We start from the raw sequence: 18,389 nt of genomic DNA on the forward strand, positions 1-18,389 counted from the left end.
ACCCGCAGGCGGGCAGCGTCCCCATGTCACTCATCCTGGTCTCCCTGAACGACGGCGTCGGCACCATCACCTTCAACCACGGCGAGAAGCGCAACGCGCTCTCCAACCCGCTGCTGCACGAGATGGCCGACGCGCTCGACCAGCTGGTGGAGATGAAGGCGCGGGTGGTGGTCATCCGCGCCCTGCCGGGCAGCAAGGTCTGGAGCGCCGGCTTCGACGTGGACGAGCTGCCGGTGCCGGGGCGCGATCCCCTGAGCTACTACGACCCGCTCGAGGTGCTGATCCGGAAGATCCAGACCATGCCCTCGCCGGTCATCGCCATGATCGAGGGGACGGTCTGGGGCGGCGCCTGCGACCTCAGCTTCATCTGCGACCTGGCCGTCGGCTGCGACACCGCCACCTTCGCCATGACGCCCGCCAAGCTGGGCGTGCCCTACAACATCAGCGGCATCCTGCACTTCATCAACCTGGTGGGGCCGCGCATCGCGCGCGAGATGTTCTTCACCGCCCAGCCCATCGACGCCCACCGGGCGCTGGAGGTGGGCATCCTCAACCACCTGGTGCCGCTGGCCGAGCTCGAGCCCCACACCTACGCGCTGGCCAAGCAGATCGCCGGCAACTCGCCGCTCTCCATCGCGGTCATCAAGGAGCAGCTGCGCATCCTCGGCAACAGCTACCCGCTCCAGCCGGAGACCTTCGAGCGCGTCCAGGGGCTGCGCCGCAAGGCCTACGACAGCCAGGACTACATCGAGGGGCGCAAGGCCTTCCAGGAGAAGCGCAAGCCGGTCTTCAAGGGGAAGTAGGCGCCGCCCGCCGGGCCCGCCGCGCGGGGCGGGAGGCCGGGCGCGCCGGGCCGGTGCGGAGCCGCCGCGCCGGCAGCGACCGGCCGCCCGGCAGCGGGGACGCGGCCGGGCCGGCGTCGCGCCAGCCCCGCGCCAGGTAGAAGGGCGCCGCCCCGAGCGCGGCGATCACCACCAGGGCGCGCCCCGGCGCGGCCCGCGCCGCGCCGACCTCGGCCCGCCGCAGCAGCCGGGCGCCCAGCCCGAGGCCGCGGGCCCGCGGGTGGACGAAGAGCGCCGTCACCTCGCGCCCGCGCCAGCCGGCGAAGGCCACCACCCGGCCCGCCACCTCGGCCAGCACCCGGGTCTCGCCGCCGGCCGTCACCGCCCACCGGTGGTAGAGCGCCGGCAGGGCGCCCCAGGCCTCGGCCAGGCCGGCCGGGTAGGCGGCGGCCTCGGCGCGGGTGGCGGCGCGCATCACCCTGGCCAGGGCGGCGGCGTCGGCGGGGCGGGCGGGGCGGAGGTGGGCCCTCGGTCGGCTCACGGTCCCCTCACCCCTGCCCTCTCCCCGGAGGGGAGAGGGAGCAGACGAGGTGTCCCTCTCCCATCCGGGGTGAGGGGGCGCCTGCAGGCCCTCACCCCCTCTGGTCCTTCTCCACCAGCCCGTACCGCTTCAGCTTGTCGTACACCGTGGATCGGTTGAGCCCGGCCAGCTCGGCCGCGCGGGTGACGTTGCCGTCCACCTCGCGCAGCAGGGCCTGGAGCCAGCCCCGCTCCCAGGCCTCCCGCTCGCGCTGGTACCGCCCCTCGCCGCCCGCCGCCTCGCCGCCGGCCGGCGGGGTCAGCTCGGGCGGCAGGTCGGCCAGGGTGATGGCCTCGCCCTGCGCCAGCAGGAGCCCGCGCTCCACGGCGTGCTCCAGCTCGCGGATGTTGCCGGGCCAGGCGTGGTCCAGGAGCGCCCGCAGGGCGGCCGCGTCCGGCTGCAGCGGCTGCCGGTTGAGGCGCAGCGCGTGCTTCTGCACGAAGTGCTCGATGAGCGCCGGGATGTCCTCGCGCCGCTCGCGCAGCGGCGGCAGGCGCACCGGCACCACCCGCAGGCGGAACCACAGGTCCTCGCGGAACTTGCCGGCCTTGACCAGCTGCCCCAGGTCCTCGTTGGTGGCGCCGATGACCCGCACGCTGGCCTTGCGCGGCTTGCGGCTGCCCACCGGGATGTACTCGCCGTCCTGCAGCACCCGGAGCAGCTTGGGCTGCAGCGCCGGCGGCAGCAGGCCGAGCTCGTCGAGGAAGAGGGTGCCGCCCTCGGCCTCGGCGAAGAACCCCTCGCGCGCCTGGTCGGCGCCGGTGAAGGCCCCCTTCTCGTGGCCGAAGAGCTCGGCCTCGGCCAGGTTCTCCGGGATGGCGCTCATGTTGAGCGCCACGTAGGGCCCGGCGGCCCGGGAGGACATGGCGTGGGCCGCCCGCGCCAGCAGGTCCTTGCCGGTGCCGCTCTCCCCCTCGATGAGGATGGGCACGTCGGAGGGGGCGATGCGCGCCAGGATGGAGGTGACGTCCTTCATGGCCTGCGAGCGGCCCACGATGCCGTGGGCGCCGCTGGCCCCGGAGAGCTGGGCCCGCAGCCGCTGGTTGTCGCGCACCAGCCGGGCGTGCTCCACCGCCCGCCCCACCACGATCTCCAGCTCCTCCGGCTCGAAGGGCTTCTTCAGGTAGTCGAAGGCCCCGGCCTTCATGGCCTCCACCGCGGTCTCCACGGTGGCGAAGGCGGTCACCAGGATGACCGGGATGCCCGGCACCTTCTCCTTGAAGCGCCGCAGCCCGGTCAGGCCGTCGATGCCGGGCATGCGCAGGTCGGTGACGATGCAGTCGAACTCGGCCCGCTCCACCGCCGGCAGCGCCTCGGCCACCGCCGCGAAGTCGAAGACCTGGTAGGACCGCGCCAGGGTCCGCTTCATCATGGCGCGGGCCGAGTCGAGGTCGTCGATCACCATCAGCCTGGGCTTGTCCACTTAGGTCGCCTCCCCGTCGCCGGCCGGGCCCGCCTGCTCGAGATCCTGCGCGCGCGCCACCGGCAGGCGGAGCCGGAAGGTGGCCCCCTGGCCCGGGGCGCTCTCCACCTCGACGGTGCCGCCGTGGGCCTCGGCCGCCTGCCGCACGATGGCCAGGCCCAGCCCGGTGCCCTCGGCCTTGGTGGTGAAGAAGGGCTCGAAGATGCGCTTGGCCGCGTCGGGGGGCAAGCCCGGGCCGGTGTCGCGCAGCTCCACCACCACCTGGCCGCCCTCGTGCCGGGCGCTGGCGGTGAGCCGGCCGCCGCCGGGCGTCATGGCCTGCACCGCGTTGACGCACAGGTTGAGGAAGGCCTGGCGCAGCAGGCCGGCGTCGATGACCACCCAGGGCAGCCCCTCCGCCAGCTCCAGCACCCGCTCCACCTTGGCCTGGGCCGCCGCCGGACCCACCACCTCGACCGCCTCGCGCAGCACCGGCTCGACGGGCTGGGCGAAGGCCTGGCTGGCGCGGGCCCGGGCGAAGACCAGGAAGCGCTCCAGCAGCTCGGCGGCCCGCGCCGTCTCGCGCCGGATGGCGTGCACGTCGGGGCGGTTGGGGTGCGCCTCCGGCAGCTCCCGCTCGGCCACCGCCGCGTAGCCGCGGATGACGTTGAGCGAGTTGCCGATCTCGTGGGCGAAGCCGGCGGCGATGCCGCCCAGGGTGGCCAGCCGGTCGGCCTTGAGCACCTCGCGGGTCTTCTCCTCGACGCGCCGCTCCAGCTCGGAGATGAGCCGCTGGTTCTCGGCGCGCCGCTCCTCCAGGCGGGTCGACATGTGGTTGAAGGCCCGCACCAGGTCGGCGGTCTCGCGGTCCTCCGGCACCTCGAGCTGCACCCCCCGCTCCTCGGCCAGGTTGCCGGCCGCGTCCACCAGCCGCAGCAGCGGCTTGGTCACCGAGGAGATGAAGATCACCGCCATGCCCAGGCCCATGGCGATCCAGAAGGCGCCCACCAGGCTGGCGCCCAGGGCCAGGTCGCGGGCGCTGCCCACCACCTCCTCGTGGGCGAAGTCCACCCGCACCGCGCCCACCACCTCGCCGGCGTGCAGCACCGGGGCGCTGGCCACGATCCCCTCCGGCTGGATGAGCCGCTTGAGCGCCTGCAGCGGCCAGTCGGCCGAGAGGAACTCGGAGGGCTGCACGCCCTCCGGGCAGCCCTCGTCGGTGCGGCTCTGGCAGGCCAGCACCCGGCCGGCGCGGTCCACCACCCAGGCCCGGTCGAGCGGGGCCGAGTCCATGAGCCGCCGCAGCACCACCGGCAGCGCCTCCTCGCCGCCCGGCGCCACCACCCCGCCGGGCTGCAGCCAGTGGGACGCGGCGCTGGCGGCGGTGGAGGCCAGCGCCACCCCCTCGCGCGCCAGCAGCTCCTGGCCGCGGATCACCTCGCGCCACAGGGCCACCGCCGTCACCCCGGTGGTGGCGAAGAAGATGGCGCCGGCGATGAGGATGAAGAGCTTGAGGCGGAGGGTCACGGCGCGCTCGGCCGCGGGGCGCGCGGGGGCAGGGGGGCGCCGCCGAAGGCGTGGCAGGAGAGGCAGGCCGCGCCCCTGGCGTGCCCGGCCGCGCCGGCGTGGCAGGGCGTGCAGGCGCCCGGCGTGCTGGTCCAGGTGTGCGGCGGGTGGCAGTCCACGCAGCGCGCGTGGCCGGCCCGGGCGTGCAGCCCGCCCCGCCTGATCTGCTGGTGGCAGCTGGTGCAGGCCAGCAGCGCCTGGTCGGGCGGGGCGTGCGGCTTGTGGCAGGCGGCGCAGGCCATCTCCATGCCGCCGCCGTGGTCGTTCATGGGGGCGTGGATGCCCTGGGCGCTGTGGCAGCGCAGGCAGTCGCGCCGGGTGGGGCGCAGGCCGGACTCGGTGGTGAGGAACTCGTGGCAGGCGAAGCAGTGGAGCTTCTCCATGCCGGAGACGCCCACCAGGTGCTTGCCGTGGCAGCCCACGCAGGTGGCGCTGACCGGCTCGAAGCCGTGCACGCTGGTGGCGTGGCAGGTGACGCAGGCGATCTTCTGCTCCTCGAAGTGGACCTTGTGGCCGCGCGAGGCGCCCACCTGGGGCCACTTGGGGTCGTGCGACAGGTGGCAGCCGGCGCAGGTGCCCACCTCCACCTGGGCGTGGCGCCCCTGCGGCTTCTTGCCCGCCAGGAAGGCCCGCAGCATGGCCACGCCCTCCTCCGACGTGGAGTGGTGGCACTTCTGGCACGAGACGCTGCGGTGGCTGCCGCCCAGCCAGAGCGAGAACTCCGGGCTGGCCTGGTGGCAGGTGGCGCAGAGGCGCGGGTCCTCGTCCACGAACCGCTTGAAGCGCAGGAAGCCGAAGACCGCCACGGCGACGAGCAGGGCGGCGCCGCCGAGGAGGAGGTTGCGGGTGAAGGGGCTCAAGCGCATGGACGGGACCCGCATCCTAGCGCCCGCCCGCCGCCCCGTCGAAGGTGGCGCGGGTCACGCGAACGGGGGGCGGCCGGCGCGGCGCGGGCCCGCAACGCGCGAGGGGCCGCGCCCCTCGGCGCGACCCCTCGTTCGAAGCCCCGGCGGCGCGGGCCTACGGGTCGATCTTGTCCTTGAGCTTCTCGTACTCGCCCGGGTGCTCGTGCTTGAGCATCTCCACGCTGATCCGGCCGTTGATCCAGGCCCAGTTCATCGGGAAGATCGAGGGCTTCAGGTGCACGTTGTAGAAGTGCACCACGAAGAGGAAGGTGATGGCCAGGGTGGCCTCCTCGCCGTGGATGATCTGCGTGGCCGTGATGAGCCAGGCCGGCGCGTAGGTGGCGAAGAAGACCGGGAACCAGAAGACGAACCCGGTGCCCACCATCATGATGATGCCCCAGAACACCGCCCAGTAGTCGAACTTCTCCAGGTACATGTACCGGTCGAACTTGGGACGCTCCTTCTTCAGGCCGAGCATGAAGAGGATGTTGTCGCGCATGTCGATGGCGTCCTTGGGGACCGGCACCATCGAGAAGGGCAGCCGCCGCTTGGAGGCCAGGAACGTCAGGTAGAAGAGGTGGTAGGCGCTGGAGATGATGATCAGCACCGCGCCGATGCGGTGCCACAGCGCCGCGCCCTCGGCCCCGCCGAAGACCTTCATGAAGGCCCGCGAGTACTCGGCCGCCTGCGGGTCGCCGGCGCCGCGCAGCGGCCAGCCGGTCAGGCCCAGGATGATGACGCCCGACAGCATGAACCAGTGCTGGGCCCGCTGGTGGATGTCGAAGCGGATGACGCTGCGGAGCGCGTCGGCCGAGTGGCCGTGGCTCTTGGCCGCCAGCCGCTGGCGCAGCTCGTAGATGAAGTCGATGAGGACGTGGAAGGCGAAGAACAGCAGGGTCAGCGTCGTCAGGTACGAGAAGGCGACGTGGGTGAGGTGCGGGACGATGTGGTGGCCCGTCTCCTGGATCTGCTTGTGGGCGATGAGGGCGGCGAAGTTGTCGTTGGCCCCCTCGTGGCAGCGGGCGCAGGCGGCCTTCTTGTTCGCGGCCGAGACGAACGAGGCCGGGTCGGTCTTGGCCAGGATGCCGTGCGATCCGCCGACCGGGCCGGAGTGGCAGGAGACGCAGGTGGGCGCCACCGCGTTGCCCACCCGCACCAGGCGGCCGTGGATGGAGTCCTGGTAGGCGCTCTTCACCTCGGGGTTGAGGCCGGCGGCCTTGGCGTACTCCTCGTCGCCGTGGCAGCGCTCGCAGGCCTTCTGCATCTCGCGCCGGTCGGCCGGCACCGCCACCCGGGCCGCCGCCGTGGGGGCGTACGGCTCGAGCTTCTTCGGCAGGGCGTGCACCGAGCCGTGGCAGGAGAGGCAGGTCGGCCCGGACACCGGGGCGCCGCCGGCCAGGAACTTGGCGTGCACGCTCTTCTGGTAGTCCGCCGCCTGGGCGTCGTGGCAGTTGACGCAGGCCAGCAGGGCGCGCGGCGAGCTGAGCTTCACCTGCTTGTCGGCCGGGCCCCAGGTGGCGGCGCCGAGCGCCGCCACGGTGGCGGCGTCGGCCGGCGAGAGGGTCACCTCGCCGTCGTGCGGCCCCATGGCGTAGCCCTGGTGGCAGTCCTTGCAGGAGACGCCGTTCTGGCCGTGCACCGAGGCGCCGAAGTCAGCCAGGTGCGACACGGCCGGGCCGTCGCCGCCGGCCTTATGGCACTCCAGGCAGTCGGCCGCGTCGGCGGGCAGGTTCTGGGGGACGGCGGCGGCCGCGGGGGCGGCGGCGCCGGCCTCCGCCGCGAGGGCAGAGGTCGAGAGGGACAAGGCGAGTGCGAGGAGGAGGGTGCGCATGGGCTCCGGGCGGCAATGCAACGAGAGTGCCCTGGGTGGGAGGAGGGCGCGGATTCTAACGTCCTGGTTTCAGGGGACATTGACCGGGGTCAGTTGAAAGACGGATCGCACCCTTTGCGCGAACACGGGCCCCCCGGGAAAGGCTGCGCCAGGGAGGCTGCGCGGACCCCTGGAGAAGCGCCGCCGGAGCGGAGGTTTACGACCTCCCGCCCGGCCAGGCTCAGCGGTTGGAGGCGGTGACCTGCCGGAGGATGTCCAGCTCCTCGAGCGCCTTGCCGGCGCCGATGACCACGGCGGAGAGCGGGTCCTCGGCCAGGAAGACCGGCAGGCCGGTCTCCTCGCGCAGCAGCACGTCGAGGTTCTTGAGCAGCGCGCCGCCGCCGGCCAGCACGATGCCGCGGTCGGCGATGTCGCCGGCCAGCTCGGGCGGGGTCCGCTCGAGCGTCACCTTGACCGCCTCGACGATGCCGTTGATGGGCTCGGAGAGCGCCTCGCGGATCTCGGACGAGCTGACCGTCAGGGTGCGCGGCACGCCGGCCACCAGGTCGCGCCCCTTCACGTCCATGGTGAGCTCCTCCTCGGTGGGGTAGGCGGTGCCGATCCCCATCTTGATGAGCTCGGCGGTGCGCTCGCCGATGAGCAGGTTGTACTTGCGCTTGATGTGCTGGATGATCGCCTCGTCCATCTTGTCGCCGGCGACGCGCACCGAGCGGCTGTAGACGATGCCCCCCAGCGAGATGACCGCCACGTCGGAGGTGCCGCCGCCGATGTCCACGATCATGTTGCCGGACGGCTCGGTGATGGGCAGGCCGGCGCCGATGGCCGCGGCCATGGGCTGCTCGATGAGGTAGACCTCGCGCGCCCCGGCGCTCTCGGCGGCCTCGCGCACGGCGCGCTTCTCCACCTCGGTGATGCCCGAGGGGATGCCGATGATGATGCGCGGCTTCACGAAGGAGCGCCGGTTGTGGGCGGTGGTGATGAAGTGCCGCAGCATGGCCGCGGTCACCTCGAAGTCGGCGATGACGCCGTCCTTCATGGGCCGGATGGCGACGATGTTGCCGGGCGTGCGGCCCAGCATCTCCTTGGCCTCCTTGCCGACCGCCAGCACCTTGCGGCCGCCGCGCGCGTCCTGCTGCACGGCCACCACCGAGGGCTCGTTGGAGACGATGCCCTCGCCGCGGATGTAGATGAGGGTGTTGGCGGTCCCGAGATCGATCGCCAGATCGCGGGAGAGGATGTTGTGGAGCCAGTCGAGCACGGGGCGGGACCTTAACACGGCGGCCCGGGCGGACAACCCCGGACGCAGCGCGTCAATGGAGGGATCAGGGGGACTTGGGGGCCCCGAGGTGGCGCTCGATCCAGCCGAGCACCTCCTCGTGGAAGATCCGGGCGTTGCGCGGCTTGAGGATCCAGTGGTTCTCGTCCGGGAAGACCAGCAGGCGCGACTCGATCCCGCGCCGCTGCAGGGCGGTGAAGGTCGAGAGCCCCTGCGTCACCGTCACCCGGTAGTCCAGTTCACCATGGGTCACGAGGGTGGGGGTCCGCCAGCGCGCCACGAAGGCCCGCGGCGACCAGCGCTCGTAGGCGGCCGGGTCCTGCCACGGGGCCTTGCCGCGCCCCAGGTCCCAGTCGGTGAACCAGAGCTCCTCCGTGTCGAAGGAGGCGCTCACGGTGTCGAAGGTGCCGGCGTGGCTCACCAGGCAGCGGAAGCGGTCGGTCTGGCCGTTGATCCAGTTGACCATGTAGCCGCCGTAGCTGGCGCCGGCGGCGCAGGCGCGGGCCCCGTCCGCCTCGCCCGACGCGACGGCGGCGTCGGTCAGGGCCATGATGTCCTGGTAGGGCGCCCCGCCCCAGTCGCCGCTCACCGCGTCGGTGTAGGCCTGGCCGTGGCCGGTGGAGCCGCGCGGGTTGGGCAGCACCACCGTCCAGCCGCGGGCCGCGTAGAGCTGCGGGTTCCAGCGGTAGCTCCAGGCGTCGCTCCAGGCCCCCTGCGGCCCGCCGTGCACCAGCACCACGGTGGGGTGGCGCTGCCCGGGGCGGTGGCCGGGCGGGGTGAGCAGCCAGCCGTGGACCGCGGCGCCGTCCGGCGAGGTGGCCTCGAGCGGGCGCCAGGCGCCCATCTCCACGCGATCGAGCACCGCGGCCGAGGTGCGGGTGAGCGGCCTGGCGCAGAGGCGTGCGGCCTCCTGCGGGCAGGCCTCCACCAGCGCCACCTCGGCCGGGTGGTCGAGCGAGTCCAGCAGCGCCGCCAGCCGCCGGCCGTCGCGCCCGGGCCTGAGCGCCGCCAGGTGGACCTTCGAGGCCAGCAGCTGGGTGGCCGTGCCGCCGCCGGCCGGCACCTGCCAGATGGCGCTGCGGCCGGCCTCCACCGAGCTGAAGCGCAGCGCCCGCCCGTCGGCGGTCCACCACAGCTCGTCGGCCGAGACGTCCAGGTCGGCGGTCAGGTCGCGCTCGCCGCTGCCGTCGGCGGCGGCCACCATGACGTGGCGCCGGTCGGCCTCGAAGCCCGGGCGCGGCATCCGCAGCCAAGCCAGGCGGCGGCCGTCCGGGGAGGGGCGCGGCGCGCCGTCCCAGCCGGGCGCCCGGGTCAGCTGGCGGGCCGGGCCGCCGGCGGCGGGCACGGCGTACAGGTCGGCGTTGGTGGAGGTGGCCTCCACCGGGTCGGTGATGGCGGCGTAGAGGACGGTGCGCCCGTCGGGCGAGGTGGCCACGTCGGAGAGGCCGCCGCGGTGGGCCGGCGGCGCGTCGCGGTCGCCGGGCGTGAGGTCCACGGCGGCCCCGCCGTCGAGCGGCACCCGCAGCAGGTGGACGCGCAGCCGGGTGCGCCACTCGTCCCAGTGGCGGAAGAGGAGGCGACCGGCGCGGTAGGGCCGGCCCGCGGCGGCCGCGGTCGCGCGCTGGTTGCAGGCCAGATCGGCGCCGCAGGCCGGGTCCACCTCGGCCAGCACCAGCAGCGCGCCGTCGGGGGCGAAGCGGAAGTCGGCCACCCCGCCCGGCACGAGCGGCGCCGGGGCCGCCTCGCCGCCGTCGAGCGGGAGCAGGGAGATCTGCGGGCTGCCGCCGCGGGTGGCGACGAAGGCCAGGGTCCGGCCGTCGGGGGAGAAGCGCGGGGCGCGCACCGAGCCCTCGCCGTGCGTGAGCCGGCGCGGCGCGCCGCCCGCGGCCGGCACCAGCCAGAGCGCGGCGCGCAGGCCGGACTCGTCGGGCAGGACGCGGGCCAGGGTGTAGGCCAGCAGGGCGCCGTCGGGGGAGAGGTCCACCTCGCCGACCCGCTCCAGCGAGAGCAGGTCGTCGAGGGAGAAGGGGCGGCGGCCGGCCGCGGCCGGGCCGGCCGGGGCGGGCGTGGCCAGGAGCGCCAGCGCCAGCAGGAGCGAGGTGGTCATGGGGCCGACCTTCTACCACGCGACCGCCGGGGCCTCCCTTTGGCGGGCCGCGCCCCGGCGCGGTAGGCTGTCCGGCCCATGTCGCGGCCGTCCCCGTCTCCCTGCTCCACGTGCGGCTACCAGGTGCAGGTGGCCTCCGGGGCGGTCAACTTCTGCCCCGCCTGCGGCGAGGACCTGCGCGGCGGGGCGTCGGAGCGGACCGCCACCCAGGCGCTGCTCGGCGCGGTGGTGGCGGACCGCTACCGGCTCCTCTCGCTGCTCGGCGAGGGCGGCATGGGCGCGGTCTACAAGGCCGAGCACATCCGCATGGGCAAGGTGCTGGCGCTCAAGCTGCTGCGCGGCGCCTTCGCCCGCGACGAGGGGGCGGTGGCCCGCTTCCGCTCCGAGGCGCAGATCGTCTCGCGCCTCTCCCACCCGCACACCATCGCGGTCTTCGACTTCGGCGAGCTGCCCGGCGGCGACGGCTTCTACCTGGCCATGGAGTACGTGCCGGGGCGCGACCTGGCCACCGTGCTGCACGAGCAGGGGGCCCTGCCGGAGGCGCGCGTGGTGGCCCTGGGGCAGCAGGTGCTGGGCTCGCTGGCGGAGGCGCACGACGCCGGGGTGGTCCACCGCGACATCAAGCCGGCCAACGTGATGCTGCTGGCGACGCGGGCCGGCGAGGACTTCGTCAAGGTGCTGGACTTCGGCATCGCCAAGCTGCGCGACGACCCGGCTGCCCTCTCCACCACCTCGGCCGGCGCCATCATCGGCACCCCCAGCTACCTCTCGCCCGAGCAGGCCCGCGGCGAGCCGCTCGACGGCCGCGCCGACCTCTACTCGGTGGGCGCGCTGCTCTACGAGCTGGTGTCGGGCCGCCCGCCGTTCCACGGCATGAGCCCGCTGGCCATGGTCTCCGCCCACCTGCGCGACCCGCCGCGGCCGCTCGACCAGGTGGCGCCGGGGGTCTCCGAGGGGCTGGCCGCGGTGATCCACCGGGCGCTGGAGAAGCGGCCGGCCGACCGCTTCGCCTCTGCGGACGAGATGCGCGCCGCCCTCACGGCGGTGGCCTCGACCGCGCCCGGCGGGCGGCCGCCCACGCCGCGCCCGCCCACCGGCGGCGGCGCCGCCGCCACCACCGGCGGGCTGGCCCTGGCCAGCCGCGAGGACTTCGAGGCCTTCGAGCGCGAGGTGATCCGGCTGCGGCGCAGCCGGGTGGTGGCGCCCTGGTCGGTCGTGCTGCTGCTGCTGGCGGCCGGGCTGGTGGCCTGGCGCTGGGCCGACGTCTACGCCGTCCTGCAGGTCCGCGCTCCGGCGCTGGTGCAGGCCCTGCCGGCCTCGCTCCGGCCGGCCGACCACGTGGACGGCGAGGAGCACGAGCCCAACAACGTGCCGCCGCAGGCCACCAGCCTGCCGCTCCCGCCGGGGCCCGACGGGGCGCCCGGCGGCGGGCTGGCGCTGGTGCGGGGCCATGTGGGGGCCAAGGTCTCCGACAGCTCGGGCGACCTCGACGTCTACCGGGTGGTGGTGCCCGCCGGCGCGGCCGGGTCGGTGCTGGAGGCCACCTTCGAGGGTGAGCGGGCCGGCGAGGGGATCCGCGGCCTCGACGTGGCCCTGTCGCTCAACCGGCAGCGCCAGGAGGGGTCCGAGCGGACCAGCGCGCCGCTGGTGGCCGGCGCCGACGAGGGGGGGCCGGGCCAGCCGGAGCGGCTGCGCGCCGCGGTGGAGCCGGGCACCTACTTCCTGGCGGTGCGCGAGAAGCACGCCGAGGCCACCGGACCGGTGGAGAAGCCCACCGACTGGTACCACCTGACGGTGCGCCTGACCCGGCCGACGCCCGGGGAGGTGGCCGGTGGCGCGGCGCCCGGGCCAGGGGCGCCGACCGGGCCGGTCCCGCCAGCCGCCACGCCCTAGCGCTGGCGGCGCGTCCGGGCCCGGCGCCGGCCCGGCCGGTCCCGGCGCGGGCGGGGCCGTGCCCTGGCGTCGCACCCGAGGGAGCGCGCCCGACCGTGGGCTGGCCAGGGCCGCTGCCGGCGTTACGATCGAGCGGTGAGGAGCGCGCTCCCAGATCCAGCGCTGGTGCGGCGCGCCGCCGTGGCGGGCACCTTCTACCTGCGGGACGCGGCGGCGCTGCGAGCCGAGGTGTCCCGCCTGCTGGCGGCCGCGCCGGCGCCGGGCCCCTCCCGGCCCAAGGCGCTGGTGGTGCCGCACGCCGGCCACGTCTACTCGGGGGCGGTGGCGGCCACCGCCTACGCCCAGCTCCGCGCGCCGGGCCCGCCGGTGGAGCGGGTGGTGCTGCTCGGGCCGTCCCACACCACCAGCCACGCCGGCCTGGCGCTGCCGGACGTCGCGCGCTTCCGCACCCCGCTCGGCGAGGTCCCGGTGGACGCCGCCGGGGTGGCGCAGGCCCTGGCGCTCCCGCAGGTGACGGTGAGCGGGGAGGCCCACCTGCGCGAGCACGCGCTCGAGGTGCAGCTCCCCTTCCTGCAGGTGGCGCTGGGCGCCTTCTCGCTCGTGCCGCTGACGGTGGGCCACTGCTCGGCCGAGGACGTGGCCGAGGTGCTGCACGCCCTGTGGGGAGGGGAGGAGACCCTGGTGGTCTGCTCCACCGACCTGTCGCACTTCCTGGCCTACGGCGAGGCCTGCCTCCTCGATCGGCGCACCGCCGCCCAGGTGCTGGCGCTGGACGCCGCCGGGCTGGGGCGCGAGCAGGCCTGCGGCCGGACCCCGCTGGCCGGCCTGCTGCTCGAGGCCCGGCGGCGCCACCTGGCCGCCTCCCTGCTCGACCTGCGCAACTCGGGCGACGCCTGCGGCGACATGGAGCGGGTGGTGGGCTACGGGGCCTTCGCCCTGCACGCGCCGCGGCCGGCGCCGGACCGGACGCCCGCGCCGGCGCCGGGCGCGGGGCCGGCGGCGCACCACCGGGCCGGCGTGGTCACCGGCCTGGCGCGCGCCGCGGTGGCCAGCCTCTACGGCGGGCCGCCCCCGGCGCTCCCGGCCGGCGAGCCCTGGCTGGAAGAGCGCCGGGCCTGCTTCGTCAGCCTGCACCACCACGGCCAGCTGCGCGGCTGCATCGGCGCCCTCGAGCCGCGCGCCACGCTCTTCCAGGAGGTGGTCTCCTGTGCCCGCGCCGCCGCCATCCGCGACCCGCGCTTCGACCCGGTGGAGGTCGGCGAGCTGCCCGGCCTGGACTTCGAGGTCTCGGTGCTGTCGCCGGTGGAGCCGCTGCCGGCGCGGGACGAGGCCGAGGCCCTGGCGCGGCTCCGCCCGGGGGTGGACGGGGTGGTGCTGGAGGCGGAGGGGCGCAGCGCCACCTTCATCCCGGCCATGTGGGAGCAGCTGCCCGACCCGCGCGACTTCCTGCGCCACCTGCGGGGCAAGGCCGGGCTGCCGGAGACCTGGGTGCCCGGGACGCGCCTCTCCCGCTTCACCGCCGCGCGGTACCAGGAGCCGCGGTGAGCGGCCCGGCCCCGCACCCGGCCCGCTGGTGGCACGCCCTGCCCGACGGCCGGCTCCAGTGCGACCTGTGCCCGCGCGACTGCCGGCTGCGCGACGGGCAGCGCGGCTTCTGCTTCGTGCGCCAGCGGTCCGGCGACGGGCTGGTGTCCACCACCTGGGGCCGGTCCTCCGGCTTCTGCGTGGACCCCATCGAGAAGAAGCCGCTCCACCACTTCTACCCGGGCTCCAGCGTGCTCTCCTTCGGCACCGCCGGCTGCAACCTGGGCTGCCGCTTCTGCCAGAACTGGGACCTCTCCAGGGCCACCGCCCTGGACCGGCTGATGGACCAGGCCACGCCGGAGCAGGTGGCGGCGCGGGCGGTGGCGCTCGGGTGCCGCAGCGTGGCCTTCACCTACAACGATCCGGTGGTCTTCGCCGAGTACGCCATCGACGTGGCGGAGGCCTGCCGCGCCCGCGGCGTGAAGACCGTGGCGGTCACCGCCGGCTACGTGCGCGCCGCCCCGCGCCTGGAGCTCTTCGGGCGCATGGACGCCGCCAACGTGGACCTGAAGGCCTTCACCGAGGGCTTCTACCGGAGGCTGTGCCTGGGCCACCTGGCGCCGGTGCTGGAGACCCTGGAGGTGCTGGTGAAGTCGCTGGGGGTCTGGACCGAGATCACCACCTTGCTCATCCCGGGCCAGAACGACGGCGAGGCCGAGGTGGCGGCGCTGGCCGGCTGGATCGCCGAGCACCTGGGCCCCGACGTGCCGCTGCACTTCTCGGCCTTCCACCCCGACTTCCAGCTCGCCGACCTGCCGGCCACGCCGCCGGCCACCCTGGCGCGGGCCCGCCGCCAGGCCCTGGCGGCCGGGCTGCGCCACGTCTACACGGGCAACGTGCACGACCTGGAGGGGGACGCCACCAGCTGCGCCGGCTGCGGCAAGGTGGTCATCGCCCGCGACTGGTACGAGCTGCTCGACTACCGGCTGACGCCGGAGGGGCGCTGCCAGGCCTGCGGCCGGACCCTGGCCGGCCGCTTCGACGCCGCCCCCGGCCGCTTCGGGCGGCGGCGCGTCCCGGTGCGCCTGGCGGGCTGAGCGGCGCCGGCGCGGTCGGCCAGCGACACCAGCCCGGCCAGCGCCGCCTCGAGGGCCGCGGCGTCGCGGCCGCCGCGGGCGGTGACGTCGGGCCGGAGCGGGGGCTGGTAGGCCGCCCCCGCGCCGGGGAGGCCGCGCACCCGGCCGGCGGCGGCCCCGGCGTACAGCCCCTTGGGATCGCGGCGGCGGCAGGTGGCCTCCGGGGTGGCCAGGTGGACCTCCAGGAAGGCCGGGGCCAGCGCGCGGGCCCGGGCCCGGAAGGCGCGCCGGCTGGCGGTGGCGGCCACCACCACCAGGAGCCCCTGGCGCGCCAGCAGCGCCGCCAGCCGCGCCAGCGCGCGGTAGAAGGCGGCCCGCTCGGCGGGGCCCCGCCCGGCCGGACGCCCCAGCGCGGCCCGCAGCGCGTCGGAGTCGAGCAGCGCCGCGGGACGGCCCGCCGCCCTGAGCCGCGCCGCCAGCCGGCGGCCCAGGGTGCTCTTGCCCGACGACGGCAGCCCGGTGAGCCAGGCCACGGCGCCGCGCCGCGCCGGTCCGGCCGGCGCCGCGCGGCCGCGCCTCACGGGAAGAGCTCCGCCGCCAGCGCCGGGTCGAAGCGGTCGCGCGCCGCCACGCGGCCGGCCCAGGCCAGCAGGGCCTCGCGGGTGGTGGCGGGCAGGTCCGGGTAGAAGCGCGGGCAGCAGAGCACCAGGGCGCGCCAGGCCAGGAAGGGCGGCGCCGCCTCCAGCACCGCCTCGCCGGCGTGGCTCAGGTAGGTCTCCCAGAAGGCCGTCCAGAGCGGCGCGAAGCCGCGGCGCCAGCGCCCCGGCGCCTGCAGGGCGAAGAACAGGTAGTTGACGGACAGGGCGGTGACGTCGTCGGCCGGGTCGCCGGCGGCGCCGCGGCTGGCGTCGAGCACGGTGAGCCCGAGCCCCGCGTCGAAGAGCAGGTTGAAGGGGTGGAAGTCGCCGTGGATGCGGCGCAGCCGGTCGGCCCGGTCGCGCAGCCGCCAGCGCCAGTCGAGGGCCTGGCGCTCGAGCGCCTGCAGCGCCGCGGGCCGCGCGCCCGGGACGGCCGGCGGGTAGGCGTCCACCAGCCCGAAGATCCCCTCGCCCGAGCCGACCAGGTCGCGCACGGCGCGCCGCCAGGCCACCGGGTCCTCCAGCCGGGTGGCGTGCAGGCGGGCCAGCCAGCGGGCCAGCGCCCGGGCGCGGTCCAGGTCGAGCGGCGCCACGTCGTCGCGGGCCAGGGCGCGCAGGTCGTCGGCGTAGAGCCGCCCCTCGGCGAAGTCGGTGATGAGGTAGGGCTCGCCCGCCCCGCGCAGCGAGGTGAGCCCCCCGGGCGTCAGGGCGCCCACGTCGAGCGGCAGGACGTGGTCCGGGACCAGCTCGAAGGTGTCGAAGGACAGCTGCAGCTCGGCGGTCCGGTCGGAGCGCCGATCGTGGCCGAACTCGTCGGGCGCGGCGGTGCGGAAGACCAGGGCCCGGCGCTCGCCGCCGGGCAGCTCGACCTGCAGCTTCACCGGCCGGCCGTACCCGGTGGCCTTGCGCGCCACGGCCCCGGGGCGCTCGGCCCCCAGCGGCTCGGCCGACAGCAGCCGGGCGCCGGGCAGGAGCCGACCCACCGCCTGGGCCAGGGCCTCGGTGGACACCTCGCCCGGGGCCGGCAGGGTGGTGGGCATGGCGCGCTCCCCGCGGCCGGACCGCGCCCTGCGATCCGGCCGCCACGGACTGGGACGACGACCTGGCTCGGCGAATCAGCGGCCGAGCAGCATGAGCGCGACGACCACGACGCCGATGAAGGCGGCCACGAGGATGGTCAGCCTGGTGGTGGCGCCGAGACCCGAGCCGGTGCTGGTGGTGGTGGTGGTGGTCATGACGGGCTCCTTCGTGTGTGCTGCCAGGAGATCGTAGGCCTTCGGCGGCGGCCTGTCGCGATCCGGGCGGGAGGTTCGTTGCCGCACCCGATGAGGGTGACCTCGCCAGGCAGCGGGCGCGCCGGAAGGCCAGCGGGCGTGCGAAAAGGGAGCGGGGCCGGCCCCCGGAGGGACCGGCCCCGCGAGGGACCCGGCGACGGTCGAGGCGGGACTACGCCTCGGCCACGATCTTCACCTTCACCTTGCCGACCACCTCGGAGTGCAGCTTCACCGGCACCTCGAAGTCGCCCAGCGTCTTGAGCGGCTCGGAGAGGTCGATGGTGCGCCGGTCGATCTGCAGGCCGCGGGCGGCCAGGGCCTCGACCAGGTCCAGGGCGGTGACGGAGCCGTACAGCTTGTCCTGCTCCCCGACCTTGCGCTTCAGGGTGATGGCGGTGTCGGCCAGCCGCTTGGCGACGGCCTCGGCCGAGGCCTTCAGCTTGGCCGCCTTGGCCTGCGCCACGGACTTCTGGTGCTCCATCTCCCGGACGTTCTTCGAGTTGGCCTGCACGGCCAGCCCGCGGGGGAGGAGGTAGTTGCGGCCGTAGCCGGGCTTGACGTCGACGAGCTCGCCGCCCTTGCCCAGGTTCTCCACATCTTCACGAAGGATGAGCTTCATGGTGGGCTCCTACGCCGTGCCCGAGGTGTAGGGCAGGATGGCGAGCATGCGGGCGCGCTTCACCGCGGTGGCGACCTCGCGCTGGTGCTTGGCGCAGTTGCCGCTGATGCGCCGGGGGATGATCTTGCCGCGCTCGGTGAGGAAGTACTTGAGGGCCTGCTGGTCCTTGTAGTCGACCTTCAGGGCCTTGTCGGCGCAGAACCGGCAGACCTTGCGGCGGCCGAAGCCGCGGCCCCGCCCGCCGTCCTCGCCGCCGCGCTCGCCGCGCTCCTCGCGGTCGCCGCCGCGGCCGCCGCCGCCGCCGCCGCCACCGCCGCCGAAGGACTTGCCCCCTCCGCCGTAGCCGCCGCCGCCGCCGCCGCCGCCACCACCACCGAACGACTTGCCACCCATGTCAGGACGCGCCATGGCTTATTCCTCCCCCCGCTCGAAGGCAGGGCCGTCGGCCTCGAAGCCTTCCTCGCGCTCGCCGAACTCGCGCTCCTCGCGCGGCTTGGTCTCGTCCTCGACCGGCGCCACCTTCACGTCGGCCTCGATCTGGCGGGCCTCGAAGTCCACGTCGTCGGCCAGCTTGACCGACTGGAACTTCACCACCGCGTCGATCATCTTCAGGTTGCGCTCGAACTCGGCCACCAGGCCCGGCGAGCCCACGTACAGGCAGTGCATGTAGAGGGCCCGGGGGTTCTTGCCGATGGGGAAGGCGGTCTTGCGCTTCCCCTGGTTGGTGAACCGGATCACCTTGCCGGTCTCGCGGGTGACCACCCCGCGGAGCCGCTCCTTGATCTCCTCCACCTGCTCGTCGGGCGTCTCCGCCTTGAGCAGGTAGATGGTCTCGTACTCGCGTGCGAGACGCTTCGATGCTTGTGTCATCGGTACTCCCCTCGGTTTCACAGCGGCGGTTCACCCGCCGCGAGGA

16 protein-coding genes are annotated in these 18,389 nt (G+C 75.2%); 4 read left to right on the forward strand and 12 right to left on the reverse strand.

Features of this window, described 5'->3' with window-relative positions; genetic code table 11:
• The first annotated feature begins 23 nt into the window (after positions 1–23).
• Positions 24–803 (forward strand): methylmalonyl-CoA decarboxylase, encoded by a 780-nt coding sequence (scpB, locus tag IPO09_01290; GenBank protein MBK9515987.1) that lies wholly within the window; start codon positions 24–26, stop codon positions 801–803.
• Here scpB and IPO09_01295 read toward each other — a convergent pair.
• From IPO09_01295 to IPO09_01325, 7 genes are all read right to left on the reverse strand, one after another.
• A complete protein-coding gene (locus IPO09_01295; protein ID MBK9515988.1) occupies positions 790–1,257 on the reverse strand; it encodes a GNAT family N-acetyltransferase in 468 nt (155 codons plus the stop codon). The two genes, scpB and IPO09_01295, sit on opposite strands and share 14 nt — an antisense overlap.
• A gap of 157 nt (positions 1,258–1,414) precedes the next feature.
• Entirely contained in the window at positions 1,415–2,767 is a 1,353-nt protein-coding gene (locus IPO09_01300; protein ID MBK9515989.1) for a sigma-54-dependent Fis family transcriptional regulator, read from the reverse strand.
• A gap of 18 nt (positions 2,768–2,785) precedes the next feature.
• Positions 2,786–4,291 (reverse strand): HAMP domain-containing protein, encoded by a 1,506-nt coding sequence (locus IPO09_01305; GenBank protein MBK9515990.1) that lies wholly within the window; start codon positions 4,289–4,291, stop codon positions 2,786–2,788.
• On the reverse strand, positions 4,288–5,196 hold the full coding sequence (locus IPO09_01310) for a hypothetical protein (protein MBK9515991.1): 909 nt from the start codon (positions 5,194–5,196) through the stop codon (positions 4,288–4,290). Before IPO09_01310 ends, IPO09_01305 begins: the two co-directional genes overlap by 4 nt.
• 154 nt (positions 5,197–5,350) lie before the next feature.
• Complete coding sequence (locus IPO09_01315) at positions 5,351–7,066, reverse strand: hypothetical protein (protein ID MBK9515992.1); 1,716 nt, start codon at positions 7,064–7,066, stop codon at positions 5,351–5,353.
• 220 nt (positions 7,067–7,286) lie between these two features.
• Positions 7,287–8,324 (reverse strand): rod shape-determining protein, encoded by a 1,038-nt coding sequence (locus tag IPO09_01320; protein ID MBK9515993.1) that lies wholly within the window; start codon positions 8,322–8,324, stop codon positions 7,287–7,289.
• A gap of 64 nt (positions 8,325–8,388) precedes the next feature.
• Positions 8,389–10,449, reverse strand: a complete 2,061-nt coding sequence (locus IPO09_01325) for a S9 family peptidase (protein ID MBK9515994.1) — start codon at positions 10,447–10,449, stop codon at positions 8,389–8,391.
• A gap of 78 nt (positions 10,450–10,527) precedes the next feature.
• On the opposite strand from IPO09_01325, the gene IPO09_01330 reads away from it, so the two are divergent.
• The 3 genes from IPO09_01330 (at position 10,528) to amrS (ending at position 14,963) form a co-directional block, all read left to right on the forward strand.
• The gene (locus IPO09_01330; protein MBK9515995.1) at positions 10,528–12,342 is read left to right on the forward strand and encodes a protein kinase; all 1,815 of its coding nucleotides are present in this window, start codon (positions 10,528–10,530) and stop codon (positions 12,340–12,342) included.
• Positions 12,343–12,522: 180 nt separating this feature from the next.
• A complete protein-coding gene (gene amrB, locus IPO09_01335; protein ID MBK9515996.1) occupies positions 12,523–13,887 on the forward strand; it encodes an AmmeMemoRadiSam system protein B in 1,365 nt (454 codons plus the stop codon).
• The gene (amrS, locus tag IPO09_01340; GenBank protein MBK9515997.1) at positions 13,884–14,963 is read left to right on the forward strand and encodes an AmmeMemoRadiSam system radical SAM enzyme; all 1,080 of its coding nucleotides are present in this window, start codon (positions 13,884–13,886) and stop codon (positions 14,961–14,963) included. Before amrB ends, amrS begins: the two co-directional genes overlap by 4 nt.
• Here the strand turns inward: amrS and IPO09_01345 are convergent.
• The 5 genes from IPO09_01345 to rpsF all read right to left on the reverse strand — a co-directional run bounded on the left by IPO09_01345 (position 14,846) and on the right by rpsF (position 18,343).
• Entirely contained in the window at positions 14,846–15,523 is a 678-nt protein-coding gene (locus IPO09_01345; protein MBK9515998.1) for an adenylyl-sulfate kinase, read from the reverse strand. The two genes, amrS and IPO09_01345, sit on opposite strands and share 118 nt — an antisense overlap.
• Positions 15,520–16,620: an aminoglycoside phosphotransferase family protein gene (locus IPO09_01350; GenBank protein MBK9515999.1), complete on the reverse strand. Its 1,101-nt coding sequence runs from the start codon at positions 16,618–16,620 to the stop codon at positions 15,520–15,522. Before IPO09_01350 ends, IPO09_01345 begins: the two co-directional genes overlap by 4 nt.
• 406 nt (positions 16,621–17,026) lie before the next feature.
• Positions 17,027–17,473, reverse strand: coding sequence for a 50S ribosomal protein L9 (locus tag IPO09_01355; protein MBK9516000.1), 447 nt, complete (start codon positions 17,471–17,473; stop codon positions 17,027–17,029).
• Positions 17,474–17,482: 9 nt separating this feature from the next.
• On the reverse strand, positions 17,483–17,881 hold the full coding sequence (locus IPO09_01360) for a 30S ribosomal protein S18 (GenBank protein MBK9516001.1): 399 nt from the start codon (positions 17,879–17,881) through the stop codon (positions 17,483–17,485).
• Positions 17,882–17,884: 3 nt separating this feature from the next.
• The gene (rpsF, locus tag IPO09_01365; protein MBK9516002.1) at positions 17,885–18,343 is read right to left on the reverse strand and encodes a 30S ribosomal protein S6; all 459 of its coding nucleotides are present in this window, start codon (positions 18,341–18,343) and stop codon (positions 17,885–17,887) included.
• Positions 18,344–18,389: the final 46 nt, after the last annotated feature.

It is taken from the genome of Anaeromyxobacter sp., from assembly GCA_016718565.1.
Taxonomy (GTDB): Bacteria; Myxococcota; Myxococcia; order Myxococcales; family Anaeromyxobacteraceae; genus JADKCZ01.